16 protein-coding genes are annotated in these 21270 nt (G+C 39.7%); 4 read left to right on the top strand and 12 right to left on the bottom strand.

What is annotated here, in order from left to right:
• Together I6E72_RS19760 and I6E72_RS13640 are read left to right on the top strand one after the other, a co-directional pair.
• On the top strand, positions 1-180 hold a 180-nt coding region (locus tag I6E72_RS19760; RefSeq protein ID WP_231620556.1), incomplete at its 5' end, for a hypothetical protein.
• Between the two features lie 136 nt (positions 181-316).
• Entirely contained in the window at positions 317-1285 is a 969-nt protein-coding gene (locus tag I6E72_RS13640) for an integron integrase (RefSeq protein WP_197112668.1), read from the top strand.
• A 189-nt stretch (positions 1286-1474) separates the two neighbouring features.
• Here the strand turns inward: I6E72_RS13640 and I6E72_RS13645 are convergent, their stop codons facing one another.
• The 5 genes from I6E72_RS13645 to I6E72_RS13665 all read right to left on the bottom strand — a co-directional run bounded on the left by I6E72_RS13645 (position 1475) and on the right by I6E72_RS13665 (position 10845).
• Positions 1475-3730 carry an acyl-CoA dehydrogenase gene (locus I6E72_RS13645; protein WP_197112671.1) on the bottom strand — a complete coding sequence of 752 codons (2256 nt, stop codon included), beginning with the start codon at positions 3728-3730 and terminating at the stop codon, positions 1475-1477.
• A gap of 339 nt (positions 3731-4069) precedes the next feature.
• The gene (locus tag I6E72_RS13650) at positions 4070-5098 is read right to left on the bottom strand and encodes a zinc-binding dehydrogenase (RefSeq protein WP_197112673.1); all 1029 of its coding nucleotides are present in this window, start codon (positions 5096-5098) and stop codon (positions 4070-4072) included.
• 10 nt (positions 5099-5108) lie between these two features.
• A complete protein-coding gene (locus I6E72_RS13655; RefSeq protein ID WP_197112675.1) occupies positions 5109-6521 on the bottom strand; it encodes a TolC family protein in 1413 nt (470 codons plus the stop codon).
• Positions 6514-9666: an efflux RND transporter permease subunit gene (locus I6E72_RS13660; protein WP_197112677.1), complete on the bottom strand. Its 3153-nt coding sequence runs from the start codon at positions 9664-9666 to the stop codon at positions 6514-6516. The genes I6E72_RS13655 and I6E72_RS13660 overlap by 8 nt, the downstream gene beginning before the upstream one ends.
• A 9-nt stretch (positions 9667-9675) precedes the next feature.
• Positions 9676-10845, bottom strand: coding sequence for an efflux RND transporter periplasmic adaptor subunit (locus tag I6E72_RS13665; protein WP_197112679.1), 1170 nt, complete (start codon positions 10843-10845; stop codon positions 9676-9678).
• A gap of 119 nt (positions 10846-10964) precedes the next feature.
• On the opposite strand from I6E72_RS13665, the gene I6E72_RS13670 reads away from it, so the two are divergent.
• Entirely contained in the window at positions 10965-11903 is a 939-nt protein-coding gene (locus I6E72_RS13670) for a LysR family transcriptional regulator (RefSeq protein ID WP_007582020.1), read from the top strand.
• A gap of 10 nt (positions 11904-11913) precedes the next feature.
• On the opposite strand, the gene I6E72_RS13675 is transcribed toward I6E72_RS13670, so the two are convergent.
• From I6E72_RS13675 to I6E72_RS13705, 7 genes are all read right to left on the bottom strand, one after another.
• Positions 11914-12951 carry a GGDEF domain-containing protein gene (locus I6E72_RS13675; RefSeq protein ID WP_197112681.1) on the bottom strand — a complete coding sequence of 346 codons (1038 nt, stop codon included), beginning with the start codon at positions 12949-12951 and terminating at the stop codon, positions 11914-11916.
• 169 nt (positions 12952-13120) lie between these two features.
• Positions 13121-14092 (bottom strand): GTP 3',8-cyclase MoaA, encoded by a 972-nt coding sequence (gene moaA / locus I6E72_RS13680; protein ID WP_007582018.1) that lies wholly within the window; start codon positions 14090-14092, stop codon positions 13121-13123.
• Between the two features lie 186 nt (positions 14093-14278).
• A complete protein-coding gene (locus tag I6E72_RS13685) occupies positions 14279-16570 on the bottom strand; it encodes a xanthine dehydrogenase family protein molybdopterin-binding subunit (RefSeq protein WP_121955117.1) in 2292 nt (763 codons plus the stop codon).
• Positions 16571-16582: 12 nt separating this feature from the next.
• Entirely contained in the window at positions 16583-17071 is a 489-nt protein-coding gene (locus I6E72_RS13690) for a (2Fe-2S)-binding protein (RefSeq protein ID WP_007582016.1), read from the bottom strand.
• A 199-nt stretch (positions 17072-17270) separates the two neighbouring features.
• Positions 17271-17864 carry a nucleotidyltransferase family protein gene (locus tag I6E72_RS13695; RefSeq protein WP_197112683.1) on the bottom strand — a complete coding sequence of 198 codons (594 nt, stop codon included), beginning with the start codon at positions 17862-17864 and terminating at the stop codon, positions 17271-17273.
• On the bottom strand, positions 17858-18886 hold the full coding sequence (locus I6E72_RS13700; RefSeq protein WP_197112685.1) for an XdhC family protein: 1029 nt from the start codon (positions 18884-18886) through the stop codon (positions 17858-17860). Before I6E72_RS13700 ends, I6E72_RS13695 begins: the two co-directional genes overlap by 7 nt.
• 84 nt (positions 18887-18970) lie before the next feature.
• On the bottom strand, positions 18971-19834 hold the full coding sequence (locus I6E72_RS13705) for a DUF6279 family lipoprotein (protein WP_197112687.1): 864 nt from the start codon (positions 19832-19834) through the stop codon (positions 18971-18973).
• 687 nt (positions 19835-20521) lie between these two features.
• Here I6E72_RS13705 and I6E72_RS13710 point away from each other — a divergent pair.
• Positions 20522-21247: a tetratricopeptide repeat protein gene (locus I6E72_RS13710; RefSeq protein ID WP_007582012.1), complete on the top strand. Its 726-nt coding sequence runs from the start codon at positions 20522-20524 to the stop codon at positions 21245-21247.
• The last annotated feature ends 23 nt before the right edge of the window (positions 21248-21270 follow it).

Genomic DNA, 21270 nt, shown 5'->3' on the forward strand with positions numbered 1-21270 from the left:
AGTGTATTCATTACTTACCTCCAAATATGGGATAACCCCAAGGTAAGTGTGGCTCAAATGGTCAGAATAGGATCTCCACGTAGCGGCTTAGTTCAACAATTTAATAGTCCGCTCATCGCGCATATTTCTGCCAACGATACGCTCATGTTTTTTATAAATCTTTTTTACCAAATAACTTAATACATTGCTATATATAATTTTTTATTAGCACTCAAACTCTCAATAAAAGACAAAATGCGCTCGCCGCTCATTTTCTTGAATATGTGTGCATCACAACTATACTGTATATAAAAACAGCACTATTGTTGGTAATAGTATGAAAACACGTTCCCCATTTTTAAATTACATAGCTGAATATATGCTAGTTCGTCAATATTCATTACGCACCGTCGATACCTACCTAAGATGGATTGCATCTTATATCCATTTTCATAATAAACGCCATCCCGCCTCAATGGGGGGCAATGAAGTCGAACGCTACTTAGAACATTTAGTGTTAAAGCAAAACGTTGCACCACGTACGCAAGCTACCGCACTCAATTCATTGTCATTTTTATACAAGCACATAATAAAAAAAGAACTCTCATTAAATTTAAATTTTGCCCGTAGTAAAAAACAAGCAAAGCTCCCTGTAGTGATGACCCCAGAGGAAGTTAAAATGTTGATGGCTCATTTAAATAAGCGCTATTATTTAATTGCAGCCCTTATGTATGGAAGTGGCTTAAGAGTAATGGAAGCGGTGCAATTAAGGGTGAAAGATATTGATTTTGATTATAAATGCATTCAAGTATGGAATGGAAAAGGTAATAAACACCGCATTGTTACGCTGGCCACAGAGCTAATTCCTATGCTGAGAAATCAAATTTTGAACGTTGATGACTATTTAAAACTGGATTTAAATAATACGGAATATTCTGGCGTATGGATGCCATATGCTTTAACAAAAAAATATCCAAGTGCCGCAAAATCGCTTGCGTGGCAGTATTTATTTCCTTCTCATATATTAAGTTCAGATCCTCAAAGTGGTGAAATAAGACGACATCATTTTCATCACTCTTGTATTAGAAAAGAGGTTAAAAAAGCCGTCCAAAAATCAGGGTTAACAAAAATAATAACACCTCATACATTAAGACACTCTTTTGCTACTCATCTACTGCAAAATGGCGCCGATATAAGAACTGTTCAAGCTCAGCTTGGCCATTCTGATGTTAAAACCACACAAATATATACTCATGTATTACAACAAGGTGCTAACGGGGTTATCAGCCCTTTTTCGAGGTTATAAGCGTCTCTTTTTAATCCTCTACGCATACATATTCGCTTACAAATCAATACCGTCATCTATTTCCACTTTAAAAACACATAAAAAAGCCCCGCTTGTTTTTACACAAGCGAGGCTCCACACTAATACTTTGCAAGAATAAAAGCGCCGATACTACGGGCGCTTTGCATCATTGAATATTGTTACTTTAACTTACTGATTAACTACGCTTTTAAGCGGGTTAATCGGCTGTGCGTTATCGTCTAGTATGTTCATATCAAAATCGAACTCATCTACACGAATCGCTTTTTCACGTTTGATGTTGTAATCAATTAACTGAACGTGTTCAGCTTGCGTGATTACGTTTGCCGCTAGTGCGTTATCAAGCGTGATGTTAAAGCGTATACCTGGTTTAATTACTTTAGCACGTAGTGCTTTTTTAACTTTAGCCAGCTCGCCAAGTGATGCCATTTTAGCTTTGTAAGCTTGCTCATTAATATGATGACCATCGCCTATTACTGGTTTAACTAAATGCGTAATTTGCGCTTTAAATGCGGTATCTAGCTGAGCTTGCTTAGCTAGTTCGCGGATTAGATCATCGCTAATTTTTGGCATTTTAGTTGAGTAGTTCATTGTAATGAAACGAATAAACTTACGAGTACCACTTGCAGGGAAGTTATCTAAAAACTTATGCAATGCTTCTTCAGCACTTTGTAGTGCAAAACGAGTCGCGTAATGGAAATACGGCGCAGCTTGCTCACGGTCACTACTTGATACTTTTTGCTCGTAGTATTTAATTGATGCCATAGCTGCGTATAAGAAGCTCATTACATCGCCTAAACGCGCCGATAGCATTTCTGCTTGCTTTAATTTACCGCCAAGTACAAGTAACGAAAAGTCTGCGTACACTGCAAGTTTTGCAGATAACTTATGTACTGCTTTTTCGTAGTCGCGTACTTCTGGTAATTCAGAATTAGCACTTGCTGTAAATGGTAAAACACCAAGGCGGAAAGCACGTAAGCTGTTTGCTGTGCTGTAACCAATTGTTTTACGTAAAATACCGTTAAATTCTTTATCTGCGCCTTTGTCTTCGCTGTGAATTGACTCAACCATAGATTGTAAATATGGGTGACAACGCATAACACCTTGACCAAATATCATTAGGTTACGTGTAAGAATGTTCGCGCCTTCTACCGTAATGGCAATCGGCTGAGCAACATAACCACTTGCTAATGTATTTTGTGGACCGTTTTGAATCGCTTTACCTGCTTGAATATCCATTGCTGAATCAAGCACGTCGCGACCAAGCTCTGTCATGTGGTATTTAGCGATTGCAGTTACTACTGATGGTTTTAAGCCCATGCCTAAGCCTTCAGTTGTAAGTACGCGCATTGCTTCTTGTAGGTATGTTTTACCTGCAATGTCAGCTAGTTTTTCTTGAATACCTTCAAACTGGCCAATGGCTAAACCAAACTGTTCACGCACTGCTGCGTATTCAGATGCTGATTTAAATGCAACTTGTGCTGTACTAACACCTAGCGCAGGTAATGAAATACCACGGCCAGCACCTAAACAGCTAACCAGCATTTGCCAACCACGGCCGATATTTTTCTGTCCACCAATAACAAAGTCCATTGGTACAAATACTTTGTTACCACGTGTAGTACCATTGTAAAAACGAATACCCATTGGGTCGTGACGATTACCAAGCTCTACACCTGGGTGCTCTTTAGGAATAAGTGCACAAGTAATACCTAAGCTTTCTTTACCACCTAATAAACCATCAGGGTCCATTACTTTAAAAGCTAAACCAAGTACGGTAGCAATAGGTGCAAGCGTTATGTAGCGCTTGTCCCATGTGATTTCAAGGCCAAGTACTTCTTCGCCTTTATACATGCCTTTAGTAACTGTACCAATGTCTGGAATGCCACCTGCATCAGAACCGGCTTCTGGGCTTGTTAATGCAAAACATGGAATGTCTGTACCATTTGCTAGGCGTGGTAAGTAATGTGCTTGTTGTTCTTGCGTACCAAAGTGAAGTAATAACTCACCCGGACCTAACGAGTTAGGAACCATTACGGTTACCGCAACTGCTGAGCTTTTAGTCGCAATTGTGCCAACAATAGTAGAGTTTGCATAAGGGCTAAACTCTAAACCACCAAACGACTTAGGAATGATAAGCGAGAAAAAACGCTCTTTTTTCAAAAATTCTAAGATGTCATTTGGTAAATGAATGCCGTTTTGAATCACTGAATCGTCAATCATGCCCAGTAGTTCTTTTACTGGACCGTCTAAGAATGCTTGCTCGTCTGCGCTTAATGTAGCAGCAGGTACGTCGCGAAGTGCACTGAAATCAGGTTTACCTTGGTAGATAGAACCTTCAAGCCATACATCACCCGCGTCTAGCGCTTCTTGTTCTGTGATAGAAATACTTGGTAATACTTTTTTTAGTTTTGTACGTAAACTCATGATTGAACTCATCCGACCAGCTAAATAATACCTACATTACGTCATAAAAAATCGTTTAGATCAATTACTCTATTCAATTAATTAACAGTTTTATCAATTTATTTTCTTTACCCGAACGTAAACTGTTGAAACACAAAGGCTTACAGTTGTACGCTGAAAAAAAGTATTTTAACTAAAATGATGAATAAAACAGCAAAAGCTCTAGCGCTGCATCTATTTTTTGATGGGCATAAAAAAACACAGCACAAATAGGCTGCGTTTTTATTCAATTTGTAGAGGCTACATTATCAGTTAATCTAGCTAAAACTACTTAAATTTAAATCAAATTGTATAAGCTCTTTACTTAGCAACTTTAACAACTTGCTTTCCGGTAAAACCACCAGCAAGTTGTTTATTAAGCGCTTGCGATACTGACTCTGCACTAAAATCTACGGGCGTTATTTCTGGGTGTTTAATGTCGCCACTAACAGCTCCTTCAAGTAACAAGTTGCCCATAAAACTCAAACGTTGTTGTGCACATAAACTATTAGCAAGCCATGCACCACCAATTGATACTACGCTAATATTAGGCGCTCGGTGATACATTAAGTCTTGATCAAAACAAGGGAGTGGATTTAAGCAGGCAATACGTCCGCAAAAACGCATTAACTCAATATTACGCTGAGTACACTCACCACCAATCGTATCAATAACCGCATCAAAGCCTTGCGGGCCAAGTTCTCTGCGGATTTTTTCGCATAGCTTTTTATCGCTATAGTCAAAAACCACATCAGCACCTAGCTGCTTAACCAATTTATGGTTACGCTTTGATGCTGTGGTAAATACGTCTGCACCACGCTGTTTTGCATATTGAATAGCAAACTGCCCTACCGCTCCGGCTCCGCCTTCAATAAAAATAGTATCGCCTTCACTAATGCCTATTTTATCTAAGCTAATAAGTGCTGCCATACCGGCGCATGGAAGTGTTGCTGCAATGGCCGGATTTAAACCGCATGGCACAACCGACACTGCAAAGTTAGGTACCTTGGTGTATTCGCTCAAAGCACCTTGCTCACCAATGTTGGCATGCCACATAACACGCTGGCCAACATTTGGAAACACACCTTTATTAGCTTTAACCACAACACCTACGGCATCTAAGCCTAAAATGTGTGGATACTGCCATTTACAAAAGCCTGTTTTAGCAAATTGACCATCAACTGGATTTAAACCAACGTACTCTACTTTTACAAGCAGCTCGTTATCTGCACAAATAGGAACAGGCAGCTCAGCATCCGCTAAGTCAATTGCTTCATTTGGTTCTGGCAGTACAATAGCGCGCATCGTTTGCGGGATAATGTATTCATGTAAATTTTCAGTATTTGGCATCAATATAACTCTACTTATTAGTGTCGTTTAACGCATAACTCCATTGGCCATTAAATGACTGGTAAGCATTTACTTTGGCAAGCAGTGAAGAAATTGTTGTTTCAACAGCATTTTCTTGTGCTATTAAAACATCCTGGCGCGCATCTAACAACTCAAGGTAAGGAATTTGACCTTCTTCGTACATTGCTTGTGCTTGTAAAAATGCTTTATTAGCAAAGTCATAGCGCTCATCGGCAAAGCGTTTTTGCTGTGCTTGATTGACCAACAATTGCAGTGAAAGTTCACTTTCACTTAGTGCAGTTAATACTACTTGTTGATAATCGCTGTAAGCGGCTTCACTTAAAAACTGCTGCGCGTCGCGCTGTGCTAATAATGCTGGGTAGCTTAATAACGACCATTGCAATTGCGGCGCTACTTGCCACTGTTGGTCGGTATTTTTTAAGCCTGTGCTATCTATACTCACAACCCCTGCAAATGCAGATAAGCTAATATCTGGTAATAACGCTTTGCTCGCTGCAACACTTAAGCTATTTGCTTGGCTAAAGTCAAACAGTGCACGGCTAATATCTGGACGTAAGGCAATGGCATTATTAGCGTTTTTTAGTGCTACGCTAAAGTCACGTTCAAGCACGCCTTGCTCGTTTTCAATAGCAATATTTTGCGCTAGCTTACCGCTTAGTACTGCAAGAGCAGATAAATCGCTGTATTTTGCATACTCAATAGCAGGCATTAATGCTTGTTGCTGCCTAAGCTGCGCCATCGTACGGTTTAAATCAAGCTCGTTTGCGACGCCTTCGTCAACACGGGCTTGAAGAACGTCAATACTTTGCTCAAGCGCTTCAATTTGAAGCGTAACAATGTGTTGTTTTTCAACATTCCCTTGATAACTTACAAAGCCTTTAACAACTGACGAAACTACTTCAATTTGTAATAAGCGTACTTGCTCTGCTTGGCTCATGGCTGATGCATTTGCAGCATCAACCAACGCTGTTATGCGACCAAATAAATCTAGTTGCCAATCAAGTGCAACATTTGCACTTGATTGGCGGTCAAACACGCTTGGTGCATCGCTTCGAGCTGCGCCAATATTTACGCCACCTTGCGGTAGGTATTGGGCTTTTTGCTCTCCTAGTCGCGCTAATGCACTTTTAAGTGTTAGCTGGCTTGTTTGCAAATTATAGTTATTTGCAAGCGCACCATTAACAAGCTCATTTAGTTGATCAGAATTAAGCTTTTTCCACCAGTTTGTTTCATCAGCAACGCTAACGTTACTAGCAATATTAGCTTTAGCAACAAATTCGTTAACGGCTTTTTGCTCACTCATGGTGTCTATTTTACTCGCACACCCGGCTAAAAACGCAGCGACTAATACTGCACTGGCGGTCAGACTTGTTTTAAGTCTTTTTTGCATTAATTTAGTCATGAGTATTCTCCTGCGCTTTCTCTTTTTTGTTAGTCACTAACATATAAAATACCGGCGTGAATAATAGACCAAACACGGTTACACCTATCATGCCTGAGAATACTGCGTTACCCATTGCGTGTCGCATTTCGGCGCCTGCACCGGTGGCAAGTACTAAAGGTACAACACCTGCTGTAAATGCAATTGAGGTCATTAATATTGGGCGCAAGCGCATACGACATGCCTCAAGTATTGCCTCTAAGTGCGATAAGCCTGAGTCGTGTCTATCTTTTGCAAACTCAACCATCAATATTGCATTTTTAGAAGCCAACGCGACCAGTACTATTAACGCTATTTGGGTGAATATGTTGTTGTCAGAGCCGACAAACCACACACCTAACAAGGCTGAGAAAATAGTCATTGGTACAATTAATATAATTGCCAGTGGTAAACGTAAGCTCTCGTACTGCGCTGCAAGTACCATAAATACAAGTAATACAACTAACGGGAATACATAAACCATGGTGTTACCGGCAAGTACTTGTTGGTACGTTACTTCAGTCCACTCATATTCAATACCTGTTGGTAGTGTGTCTGCGAGTACTTTTTCAATAGCAACTTGTGCTTGATCAGAACTATAACCTGGCGCTGGGCTACCATTTAACTCTGCACTTGGATAACCGTTGTAATGCATAACACGGTCAGGACCAATTGTTGGTGTTACTGTTAATACTGAGCCTAGTGGCACCATATTACCTGAGCGGTTACGTACTTTTAAATTAAGTATTTGATCAGGGTCTAAGCGATAGTCAGCATCAGCCTGTGCATTTACTTGGTACGTACGACCAAACATATTAAAGTCATTTACGTACACAGAGCCTAAATAAATTTGCAGGGCATTAAATACTTCATCAAGTGGAATACCTTGAATAAGCGCTTGCTCACGGTCAATATCAATATCCATTTGTGGAACTTGGATACGGAAACTTGAGTACAGGCCCATTAATGCAGGGTCTTGTTGCGCTTTAGTAATTACGGCCTGCAGACTATTAAATAGTGCTTCAAACCCTTTATTAGCCCTGTCTTCTATTTGCAGTTTAAAACCACCGGTAGTGCCTAAACCTTGAATTGGCGGCGGTGGAAATACCGCTACAAATGCCTCATCAATGGCGGCAAAACGTTTATTCAACTGCGCCGCTATCGCCATCGCAGATTGGCTTGGGTCGGTACGTTTATCAAAGCTTTCAAGTGGTGTAAATACAATGCCGCTGTTAGGGCTATTTGTAAAACCGTTCACTGATAAGCCAGGAAAAGCAACAGTATGTGCAACGCCTGGTACTTCTAATGCAATTTGCTGCATTTGAGCAAGTACGTCTTCAGTACGATCAAGGCTTGATGCGTCAGGTAACTGCGCAATAGCCACTAAATACTGTTTATCTTGCTGTGGAATAAAGCCACCTGGTACGGTATCAAATAACTTAATTGTGCCGCCAACAAGTGCTATGTAAGCCACCATTACAACAATGGTCATACGAATTAGTTTTTGTACCAGTTTTTCGTAACCTTTAGCACCACGATTAAATACGCGGTTAAATGGTTTAAATAACCAACGACCAAACAATTTATTAAGTAAACGCGTAAATGCATCTGGTTTTGCATCATGCGATTTTAATAACAATGCAGCAAGCGCAGGCGATAACGTTAATGAGTTAAACGCTGAGATAATCGTCGAAATTGTAATTGTAAGTGCAAATTGCTTATAAAACTGACCTGATAAACCGGTAATAAACGCAGTAGGAATAAATACAGCACTTAGTACTAGCGCAATGGCAATAATAGGGCCTGTTACTTCACTCATTGCAACGCGGGTTGCTTCAAGTGGCGATAAGCCTTTTTCAATATTACGCTCTACGTTTTCAACAACTACAATCGCATCATCTACAACAATACCTATGGCCAATACTAAACCAAACAACGACAAGGTATTAATTGAGACACCTAACCACTGCATTACGGCAAACGTACCAATGAGCGAAATAGGCACAGCAATTAGCGGAATAATTGATGCTCGCCAGGTTTGTAAAAATACAATAACAACAATAACTACCAGCACAATTGCTTCAAGCAACGTTGCAATTACCGCGTCAATTGAGCCGCGAACAAATACCGTAGGGTCGTACACAATGTCGTATTCAACACCAGTAGGGAAATCTTTAGATAAGCGCGCCATTGTTTCGCGTACTTGATCAGAAAGCTCAATAGCGTTTGAACCTGGGCGTTGGAATATTGGCATTGCAAGAGCTGGTTGGTTATCAAGCTCAGCACGCAGTGCGTAAGTGTCTTGGCCTAAATCAACACGGGCTATATCAGATAAACGCGTTAACTGACCTTCGTCGCCTACTTTAATAATAACTTGTTCAAATTCTTCAATACTGTTTAAACGACCTTTAACGTTTAACAATATTTGAAATTGACTGTCGTTTGAAATTGGTTGCGCACCTAAGCTACCTGCAGCAACTTGCTGGTTTTGCGAGCGAAGCGCTGTTACTACATCTGTTGCTGTTAATTCGCGTGCAGCAAGTGCATCTGGGTTTAGCCATACTCGCATCGAGTATTTGCCAGCACCAAACATGCGAATATCACCTACGCCTGGTAAACGCGCAATTTCATCTTTAATGTTTAAATCGGCATAGTTAGATAAGTAAGCTGTGTCGTGCGTTTTTTCAGGTGAGTATAAATGCACTACCATGGTTAAATCTGGTGATGACTTTTCAGCCACAACACCTAAACGTTGTACTTCTTCTGGCAAACGCGGAAGCGCACTGTTTACACGGTTTTGCACTTGTACTTGAGCACGGTCTAAATCGGTACCTAACGCAAAGGTCACCGTTAATGTCATACGGCCATCGCTTGTACCTTGCGAAAACATATACAACATGTTTTCAGTACCGTTAATTTCTTGCTCCAGCGGTGTTGCCACTGTTTGCGCAATAACGGTTGGGTTAGCACCCGGGTAGTTAGCGGTAACAACAACAGTTGGAGGAACTACTTCTGGATATTCACTTACTGGTAATTGGAATAGTGATATACCACCAGCAATTAAAATAACCAATGACAGCATGGCCGCAAATATTGGGCGCTGTATAAAGAAATGCGAAAATTTCATTAATAAACCTTATTGCTTAGCCACAAATTGTGCGTTGTCGTTTGACAATGTAAATGCCACACCACTTGTATCAATTGTTACTGTTTGCGGAGAGATTGGCATACCAGGGCCTACGCGAGCTGGGCCATTTACAGCAATAACATCACCTTCGTTAAGGCCCGATGTAACCGCACGTAATGCACCGTAACGCTCACCAGTAGTGATAAGTTTGTATTCAAGTACGTTGTTTTCGCCAACCGTTAATACAAAACGATTTTTTAAGTCGGTACCAATTGCACGTTCTGGGATAATAATCGCGTCGCTAATAGAGTTGGCTGCAAGCTTAATACGTGCAAACGAGCCTGCGCGTAATTGGTTGCTGTCTTCATTAAATACCGCACGTACGCGTAATGTACCTGTTGATGAATTAATTTGGTTATCAATAAAGTTAATGTAGCCTTTGTATGCAAAATCGCTTTGACCCACTTTTTGCATTACAACAGTTTGGTGGCTCGCAGCAGTAACATCATTAAAAGAGCTATTCCATGTGCGTTCATCAACATCAAAATAAGCATACATAGATTGGTTTGAAACAATTGACGTTAATACGCTTTGACCCGCAAGTATGTTATTACCTTTGGTAATATTTGCGCGAGAAATAATGCCATCAATTGGTGATACTACTGACGTAAACTCTAAATCAAGCTCTGCTGAAGTAAGTTGTGCTTGAAGTGCAGAAAGCTGTGCTTCGCGTTGGCGTAGTGTTGAAGTACGCGCTTGTGCTTGCTCAGTTGAGATTGCCTTGCGGTCTAATAAGCGTACCGCACGTTTGTCTTCACTTTTAGCTTGCTCTAAGGCAGCTTCTGCACTGTTAATCTGTGCTTTTAAACTAGCAACCACAGCAGCAAATGGACGAGCATCTAATTGAAATAAAACATCGCCTTCTTTAACCACATCGCCTTCTTTAAATTCAATGCTATCGATGATTCCTGATACACGCGGCATTAAGGCAACTTCTTGTGGAGACTCTAAACGCGTTGTATATGTGTGCCAGCTTTGTACCGGCTTAACAAGCACCTGTGCTACATCAATTGGTTGAAGTTGCTGTGCAGGTGCTGATTGAGCTGTGCTCTCATCAGCACAACCTGCTAGTGTTAAAGATGCCGCAGTAAGTGCAGCAGCAATTAGATGTTTGTTCATGAAGACGCTCCATTGTTGATTAGCCTCGCATAATACGGATTAAACCCGTGTGTAAAAACCATAGATTTTTAAATTCATTAATGCCAAAATGGCATCAATAGATTAATTAAGGTGTAATAATGGATACAACAAGTCGACTTTTAATGTTACTTGAAGTGGTTGAGCAAGGCTCTTTTGCAAAAGCTGCAGAAATACGCAACATAGATCGCTCTGTTATATCCAAGCAAATTAGTCGTTTAGAAGATGAGTTAGGCGTTAGGTTACTCAACCGAACCACACGTTCATTTTCGCTCACAGCGGCAGGCGCCGAAATGATCAAAAAAGCCGCAGAGCTTAGAGAGCTCCTTGGCGAAACCGTACGCATGGCTGAAAACTACCATTTAGAACCGCGTGGCGTATTAAAAATCACTTCATCAACACTTATTGGTCGTCGTTATTTACAACCTGTACTTAATGATTTTCAAAAACGCTTTCCTCAAGTAGAAGTTGAACTGCGTTTAGACGATAGATTAGTAGATATAGTCTCTGAAGGATTTGATTTGGCTTTTCGTGTAGGTGAGCCTAAAGATTCATCACTTATTGCACGTAAAATAGCGCGTAACCGATTATTAATTTTAGCTGCACCGCAGTTTATTGAAACTTACGGTATGCCAAAAACAATCGAAGAGTTAGCGCAATTACCAGCAGCAAGCTATGCCAGTAATTCTATTCGAGTAGAAACCATAGATTACTACGATAGTAAGGGTGAACGCTGCGAGCAAAAAATAAAAAGTGTGTTTCGTGCTAATGATGCCGAGTCATTGTTAATGAAAACATTATCGGGAACAACTTACTTTGTTGCCCCTGCATTTATTATTGGTGATGAAATAATACAAGGTAAGCTAGTGCCTTTATTGACCGATGTAAAACTGATGGAGTTTAGTGCGATGTATGCCGTATATCCGCACCGAGATTTACCAGTGAGGACCCGGTTGTTTTTTGATGCTGTGCGCGAGCATTTAGGAAAAGATAAACCGATTTGGGAAAACGGGATCCCCAATTTTGAGCAAATGTATTAAGTAATCCTGCTTAAGCAACTACCGTTTCATAGTCATGTTCTTTTTTAAACTTACAATACACTTTATTGCGGCCAAATTGTTTTGCTTTGTATAACTGTTTATCTGCTTGGTTTACAAAGCTTTCCAATGAATTAGTACTTTTAAATTTTGCCACACCAATACTGGTTGTAACATTGATTGCAAGGCCGTCAATGTCAAATGTGGTATTTTCAAAACGTGCTCTTATTTGTTCAGCGGTACTAAGTGCAGCCTCATCATTTTCAAAAGAGCTAAATAAAGCAAACTCTTCTCCGCCTACTCTAAATACATACCCTCTACCAAGCACAACTCTTAGTAAAGTGGCCACTTCGATAAGTACTTGGTCACCGACACCATGGCCATGCTCATCATTTATCTGCTTAAAAAAGTCTAAATCGAGTAAAAACAAATATAACTGTGACTTATCTTGTAGTTCTACTTCAAAGTAGTGGTTCATTGAAAGGCGATTACCTGCACCCGTTAATGGGTCAAGTAACGCTAAATTTTTAAGTCGCCTTGAAAAGTGTGAACGACTTCCTTCAAAAACATGAGAAATCGCCCAAATACTAAAATAAGCACAGAGTAGATTAAGGGATAAGTTAAAAGTTTCAAAGGGGGCAAGTGTAGACTTACTCCCTAAAATAAACACTTGGATAACTAATAAATTTGCAGAGAAAATTACACCATATTGTTTACCTAATAACAGGTAGTACAAAATAGGTAATGCAAATGACCATACAAACACACCATTACGAGGCGATGCTAAGGATGTACCTAAAATAACAATTAACGTTATAAGTACACACATTATTAAGGATTGCCAAAACTGTAGTGGACGGCGTATAAGTGAAATATAAGTAAATATACAATAAATAGAAAAACAGATTTCGATATAGCCAAGCAATGGAAAGTTATTTACGGTTAAATTAAATCCCGCAAATCCTACCGATAAAAAACCAAAACAAAGACATATCCCTCTCAGAACGTCCTTTCTTAATGATTTAGTGCTATTAAGAGCCGCGATATCCATTCTAATCACTTAATAAAAATAAAAAGTAAGTTTAACGTGAAAATACAATTTAACAAGCTTTGTTGATATAAAACCATGTAGATACAACCAGTTATTTACATTTTAGGGATAATGTAGTGTATTTCAGAAACACGTTTGATGCTTTAATATCACTAAGTGGCTTTAACAACTAGCCACCTAACATGGATAAATTAGTAGTAATACCTGTATTACCTTGGTGTAAAAGGTGAGTTGGCTTTTTGGTTTTAATATAACGAGATAACAATGCCATTAATTCACTGTTTGAACTGTCGTTCATATATTCTCTTAGCGAAATACCCTCTTCAGAAAACAAACACAAGTGCAGATTCCCTTTTGCTGTAACCCTTAATCGGTTACAGGTACTACAAAAGTCGTTGCTGTAAGGCATGATCAAACCAATTCTGCCTTGATAATCAGGATGAGCAAACTCTTGAGCAGGACCTGCTGATGCACTACGCGCAACTTGCTGCCAACCCGTTTGTAATAACTGAGTTTTTAAAACTTGCCCAGAAACATGGTTAGCATCAAAAAAAGCTTTGTTGTCGTTTGTTTGCATCAATTCTATAAAGCGGATGGTAACGGGACGGTGTTTAACCCAGTTTAAAAATGTATCAAACTCTTTTGCGTTGTATTGCTTCATCAGCACGCTGTTTATTTTTACCGAATCAATACCCGTTTCAAGCGCAGTATCAATGCCTTTCATTACTGAGGTAAATTTGTCATGCCCAGTAATGGTGTTAAACATGCGTGAATCTAAACTATCAATGCTTACATTAATGGCGTTTAAGCCTGCATCTACCCAGTCATGAATATTCTTATGAAGAGAAAAACCATTGGTAGTCATTGCAATTTTTTTTATGCCCGCGACATCTTTTGCCGCGCGAACAACATCTATAAAATCTTTACGAAGCGTTGGCTCTCCGCCAGTGATCCTTACTTTTTCGATACCATGGTGTGCAAACGCTTTAAGCGTGTTGCTAATTTCATCAATTGTCAGAAAACCACGGTCATGACCGCCCTGATAACCATCTGGTAAACAATAAACACACTTAAAATTACATACATCAGTAATAGACAAACGTAAGTAACTAAACTCTCGCCCTGTTGGGTCGATTAGCATAAATAAACCTTAACTAATATCAACACGTAATAACAACCTAATACCAATTTGCAATAATACTTAATCATTTAATTAAGCAAATTGGTATAAACAACGCTACTTATTGATACATAAATAATAATTACATAAATATATTTAATAACTAAAAGGGGCAGCATAAAGCATACCCCTTTAGTTATTTTTGTTTTACGCTTCTAAGCCTTTTTTAAGTTCGCTTGGCTTCATTGGTAGGTCACGTAAACGTACGCCTACTGCATTAAATACAGCATTACCAATCGCAGGAGCAACCCCTATAACGCCAGGTTCGCCTAAACCAACTGGAAACTCATCGCTTTGTAAAAATTCAATGTCAATATCTGGCACATCTTGCATTCTTAGCGGTAAATAAGTATTAAAGTTAGTCGCTGATACTTGCCCATCTTTATACGTATTTGATTCATGCAATGCAAGGCTGCTGCCCCATAGTAACGACCCTTCAATTTGCGCCAGTGCGCCATCTGGGTGAACTATTAAGCCAGCATCTACAACAACATAAAGCTTTTTAAGCGTTATTTTACCACTATCACGGTTAACATGAACATGCGCTGCGGTTGCAAGCCATGCTGGCATAGTACGTTCTTGTCCTGAACTTACAGAAAAACCAATGCCCTCATCTTTAGCTAATTTTACAGAAGCTACTTTGTCAGACACCGTTTTAAGCACATTACGTAAGCGCAGTGCTCCGCCAACGCTCTCAGGTGCTTTACCCGCTTGCTTGCCTTTACCGTCTAACATTTCAATTCTAAATTGAACAGGATCTTTGCCTTGCTTATGGGCAATTTCATCAATAAACGACTCAAGACTCCATGCAATCCAGCCAGGCCCTACTGAACGTAACCAACCTGGAGTAAAGGTGCTTTGTGCAACTTCGTTATTAATAGCGCGTGCACGGTGACTGCTCATGCTATACCAATGATCAGCGCCCGATGCCGAAAATGCATCAAATTTACCTTTACCATCAACACCCGGTGATAAAAACCCTGGTGCCATTGCTTTAGTAGGCCAACCTGCAGCAAATGCATGCTCTAAACCAGTAAAAGTACCGTTTTTATCAAACGACGCCGTCATTTTTGCAGCAGATGCAGAACGAGACTGATCGAATAAACTATCGTCTGCTCGTGTAAATACCAGTTTTACTGGTTTACCTACTGCTTTTGCGGTTAGAGCTGCAGGTACAGTCCAGTCACCAAATAATCGACGACCAAAACCACCACCTAAATAATAAGGACGAATAATTACTTTGTTTTGTTCTATTTCGAGTGCTTTAGCAAGCGCTGGTAACGTAAGTGACTGCCACTGGTTACCTGTATGAATAATCCAATTTCCATCTTTAAATTCTGCAACCGCATTTAATGGCTCTAGCTGATAATGGCTCGCTGTCGCTGTGGTATACATTGATTCTAACGACTCACTGGCGTCTGCTTGAGTTTTCTTTATATCGCCTTGATCAACAAACAAAGTGCCCGAGTCGCGTTGCTCGCATAATCGCTTACCTTCTTTTTGAATATCAGCTTCAGATATATTTGCTGACTCACCCTTTTTGTAACTCACCTTTAAAGCATCTACTGCTTTAATGGCACTTGGGTAACTATCAGCTAATACAACAACCCAGCCTTGCACTGTGTTACTAGGGTCATTTAAAATTTCATAGCCTTTGTAACCTTTAATAGCTTTTGCTGCACTATCGTCAACGTTTGTTACTGTGCTGCCATAACGGGTTGGCGGTATTACTGGTCGCGCGTACAGCATGCCTTCAACTTCTACATCTATCCCATATACTGCGGTACCATTTGTTTTGGCTGGTATATCAAGCGCTTTAAAGTCTTGTTTAAGCCCAGTTAAATGACGTTTATTAGCAGGTTTTAGTGGAAGGTTTGCAACTTCATCACTGGTAAATGTACGATTAAACTCGCCTTTTTTAACTATGTCAGCATAACTAACCGATTTTTCGCCTGCAATAATATAGCCCTTTTCAGCACGACATTTGTCTGCAGGCACGCCGAGCATTTTAGCTCCGGCTTCTATTAATGCAATTCGACCCGCAGCGCCGGCTTGAGATAATGGCTTGAAACTTTGAAATACAGACCACGAACCACCCGTTACCATAAAGCCCCATTTTTCATGGGTATCTACGTAGGTAATTGATACTTTATCCCAATCACATTCAAGCTCATCAGCCACAATGCGCGCAAGAGCAGTACCAATATGTTGACCCATTTCAGCTTTAGCAATACTTACTTCTACGGCGCCGTCGGTGCTCATAGTCCACCAAATGGTGGGTGAGAAAGCCTGTTGCGCAATTGATTCTTTTGCACTGACCGAACCCGAAAATAACGCAGGGGCAAACGCCATGACTAAACCTGCGCTAGCAGTGCCAATCATAAACGAGCGACGATTTAAATTAACGGTTTCGCTATTTTTTTGAAATAATTTTTTCATTATCGGCTCCAGTTAAGCGTCTTGTGCATTTGGATCAAATATATTTACTACACTTTGTGACTCATCTGCAGCGCGTTGAATAGCAGTTTTAATACGTTTATAAGCCATACAGCGACAATAGTTACCATTCATATGGCTTACTATTTCTTCATCTGAAGGACTTGGGTTAGCTGCTAGTAATGTAGCAGCTTGCATTATTTGTCCCGACTGACAGTAACCGCACTGTGGTACTTGCTCTTCAACCCATGCTTTTTGAAGTGGGTGTTCGTTATTAAGTCCTTCAATTGTGGTAATGTTTTTTCCTGCAATTGCGCCAATTGGTAAAACACATGAGCGAGTTGCTTGCCCATCTAAATGCACCGTACACGCACCACACATTGCAATACCGCAACCAAACTTCGTCCCTTTTAATCCAATTTCATCGCGAATAACCCATAACAATGGTGTATCTTCACTTGCGTGTGATTCAACCACCTTGCCATTAATTGTAAACGTCACCATAGCTTGCCCCTTGATTAAGCTTTATAACCCGTGTTTAAATTATTTAATTTAAACGCAGGTTATAACAGTTAAGATTGTTGTAACTACTAATCCATAACACATATAGTTACCGCATCAGCTACATTAACAGCTAAATACCATAACCACTGCACTAAAGCGTTAGCGCAGCTAAAACTTATTTTGCCCTACTAATACTTTTTCACTCATTTTTAGCTATAAAATTACTTAGCTGCTTTTGAGTATCTATGTCTAAACTCGCACTACGTAAACTAATTGTATTGACTACTTCACTGCTGGAGCGCAGTAATTGCTGTGCACCTCTATCTGAAGTTAAGCTTGCAAGCTGAGATAAATCAACTGCTGGGAATATAGCGGGTACACCTAAACGCTCGCCATAGTTTGCGCACCAGCGCGATGGATTACGTGTAAAACCAGTAACTAGCTCACTTAAGTGCGCTACTTTTAGCTCAACCTGATCCGCAAGCATAAATAAAATCCCATCAAAGGACTTATTTTTAAACACTGTTTGAGAAGCTATCGCGATTGAATTACCTAAACCTTGGCTCCATTGCTTGTTCTCAATGAGCTCTATGTTTTTATAACCTGCCAGTGCTTGTGATACTTCTTTATGCCATGCCCCGGTAACTACATACACCGGCATGTCATCAAGTGCTTGAAGTGTATTTACTGCATGCTCAATCATTGTTTTGCCAAACCCGATATCAGCCGTTAATTTACAGCCGTTAAAGCGAGATGATTGACCTGCGGCTAAAACAACTTTTGCAATTAGCACGGCTCCTGCCCCCAATGACTTAGTGATTGGGCATCTTTATCACACAGCACTGCATGTATTTCGCTGATCAGCGATAGTGCAATACTCTCTGGCGAGTCGCCGCCTAAATTTAAACCGACAGGCCCAAAAACAGGAGACTTTATTTGTGAAACACGCGTATTTGCGTGCTCTAAAACTTGTTCACGTCTGTGCTTAGGTCCCAATAACCCTATGTATTTAAATGGAACATCTTTAAATTGAGCCAACGTACTGGCGTCAAGTTCAACGCTGTGAGCCATTAAAATAGCAGCATCTACTTTATTAGTTATGCAATATTCTTTTAACTCACTCGGTGTGGAGCGCAAAATAGCATCTGCATTTTTAAAGTATTGCCTTTTTGCATTGGCAGCGCGTGTATCCCATACAGTTACACTCCAACCAAGTTGTTTGGCAAATGTATAAACCGGAACTGCATCTGCGCCACCACCCACTATTAATAAATGAGGCGGCGGATAAATAGAAGTTTGCAAGCACGTAGCGCCTTGTAATTCTACCAACTGCGCTTTGCGGTTCATTGATAAACCATGTAACTCATCATTTTGCGTAAATACACCACTGCCGGCTGGCAAAATGGGGCTTACTTGTTGAAGGTATCGCCCTGGTTTATTCTCATTAAGTGCTTTAGATACAAGCTCTAGCTGTAAATAGTCATTAGCTTTGTGAATGGGCTGCAGTAAAATATGTACTATGCCCCCACAACCAATGCCAAGTTGAAATGTTAAATCGTCTTCATCGGTGGCATCATAACTAATGGTTTTACTGGTTAAAGTACTCATTACTTGTTTAGCGTGGCGCTGTATGTCAGCTTCTAAACAGCCTCCTGAAAGCATGCCCAAGCGCTCGCCTAGGCTCGAAATAAGCATCATAGCCCCTAGTTTTCTGTAGCTAGAGCCTTCAATTTTGTACAAAGTAGCTAAAACCCATTCTTGGTTGTCCCTATTGAGATACCAAGTGTTTAAGATACTTTTCAAATCTGTAACCATATATTGCCCTTTAAAAGCATTTTTTGCGTTTAAAAACAAACCAGCCTAAACAGCTAATTTAAAACTTAATAATTCACGCACAATTTAGTTTTCTATTATATCGTTTAAGGTCTCAATTAACTCATCAAATTGATCATTAACGCTTTGGCGCTGTTTATCATTTAGAGTTAGGTTTAATTCGTAGAGTAAATTTATATATAAATTTAAGTTTACTTCATTGCTTTTCAATAGTGCGTCGCTCATATATAGTTCGCGCTCTTCAATAACCGTACTTAACTGATTTATAAATTCTTTTTTTGTTATTTCAGCATTTTTAAATACCTGTTTGGCTGCATTCAAACGGGTTTGCTTGTACTCTAACCACAGCGCTCCTGAGTCTCGATGTTGCTCATTAGTCGATTTAATCAGCGCTTTTTGTTGTTTATTAAGCTTGCCTATCCACTGCTCGTAGTATTCAATTTGCTCTTCCAAACGCTCACTTTTTCGCTCAAGCGGGGTTTGTTCGTTAAACTCTTCACGTTCGTCGTTAATTTTTATTTGAATATTGTTTAAAAGTTCTTCTCTTTGCTCACTTGATAAGGTTGCCCCAAGCTCAGCTAAAGGCAGTTTTGCGTACCCAAGTAGGTTCTGCCAATGTTGTTTTGCAAGCACAACCTGTGTTTTTAATTGTTTAGCCTCCAATGTTTGGTTAAACAATACTTTTATATTTTGTATGTCTTGTCTGTAGGCGGGTAACTGGGTAGTTCGGTGCCAATTTTGTGTTGTTGTAATTATGTTTTTTAGTTGTGTATTTTGCTTTTTATTTAAATCAACATAATCGTCAACCCAAAACGATGAAAGCCAACTCAAATTATTGTAAGTAAAAGATGCCGAACAACTACATAAAAACAACATACTTACAGCAAGGCATATCTGTTTTAGTTTTTTTGCTTTGAAATTATTAAGCATAACCTTCTCTATTATTTAGATTGTGGCAAAGCTCAAAACTCATTTGATAATAATTATCATTTAAGTATTGACTTGCATTTAGATCTAACTGATAATCGTTCGCACAAACACAGTGTAACGACCTCAGTGCCTACGGAAGAATATTCAGCAAGGATGCTGACACATTAAAAGAAGAGCGTGCCGCTTCGTGTTATTACTTACTCGACCCAAGTAATAACATCAAATATCACATTTACTTGCTACATTGCTCATATTAGTGACGGTTAATATGACTCAAAAAAGCCCTAACGGGCTTTTTTTATTTCTTTAAATTTTCTATAAAATCTGTATCTTACACTTCTTAAACTCGTTTACTTACCTTAAAAGTCCACCGCGCTATTATTTACATTTTATACGCACGATCTGATAAGGTATCGCCTTGCGTTTGCGCTAAAGCTGGCGTAAAACATAACAGTAGACACCCTTTTTTGCATCTATTTATAATAACCGATTTAGTCTCTACTTAAATGCATTGAGTATTAAACGTTTAAAATGCGCAAATAGTGCAAAAATTTAATAATTTAGCATTTAACTAAAGTCTGTTTACCTGTCGGGATTAAAACTTGTTCTATTTAGGCGCTATTTAATCGCGGCAAGATATACTGGCCCTAAAACCTATCGTAACTATTACTAATTGGAGACATTAATATGTCACAGTTTAATTTGAAAGCACTCGTTCTTGCTGGCGTTTTACTTGCCAGCCCTTTCGCTCATGCAACATTAGAAGATGGCATAAGAGCAGCTAACGAAGGTGAATTTGCAGTCGCCCTAAAAGAATTTCAATACCTTGCCGATAAAGGTTTTGCACCAGGAATATACGAACTAGCTAAATTATACGAAGGTGGATACGGTGTAACACGCGATTACCGCAAAGCAGCTGCGCTTTATCAACAAGGCGTTAAAAAGAACCACCCGGATTCAATGTTTGCGTTAGCTGTTTTATACGACGAAGGTAAAGGCGTAAAGCTTGATCACCAAATGGCCGTTACCTTATTTGAAAAAGCAGCCAATAAAAACCTGCCTGCGGCTCAGTTTAATTTAGGTGTAATGTATTCTAATGGCGTGGGCGTTACGCGAGATTATGAAGCGGCACGCAACTGGTACGAAAAAGCAGCTGCAAACAATTACTCTTTAGCACAATTCAATTTAGCCCTCATGTATTTTGAAGGGCTAGGTATGCCAAAAGATTTAGAAAAGTCGTACATTTGGAATACTATCGCTGAGTACAACGGCAATATGCAAGCGAGTCATAGCCGCAAACTTGATGAGCGTAAAATGCTGCCTAAAGAAATTGAAGAAGCAAAAGAAAAAGCCGATGCAATTTATGCAAAAATACAAGTGGGTACCTATGCTGGCGAAGGTCGCTTATTTTAAAGTCTTATTTTAAAGTTTAAGAG

This window comes from Pseudoalteromonas sp. NSLLW24 (genome assembly GCF_015864725.1).
Classification (GTDB): Bacteria; Pseudomonadota; Gammaproteobacteria; order Enterobacterales; family Alteromonadaceae; genus Pseudoalteromonas; species Pseudoalteromonas arctica.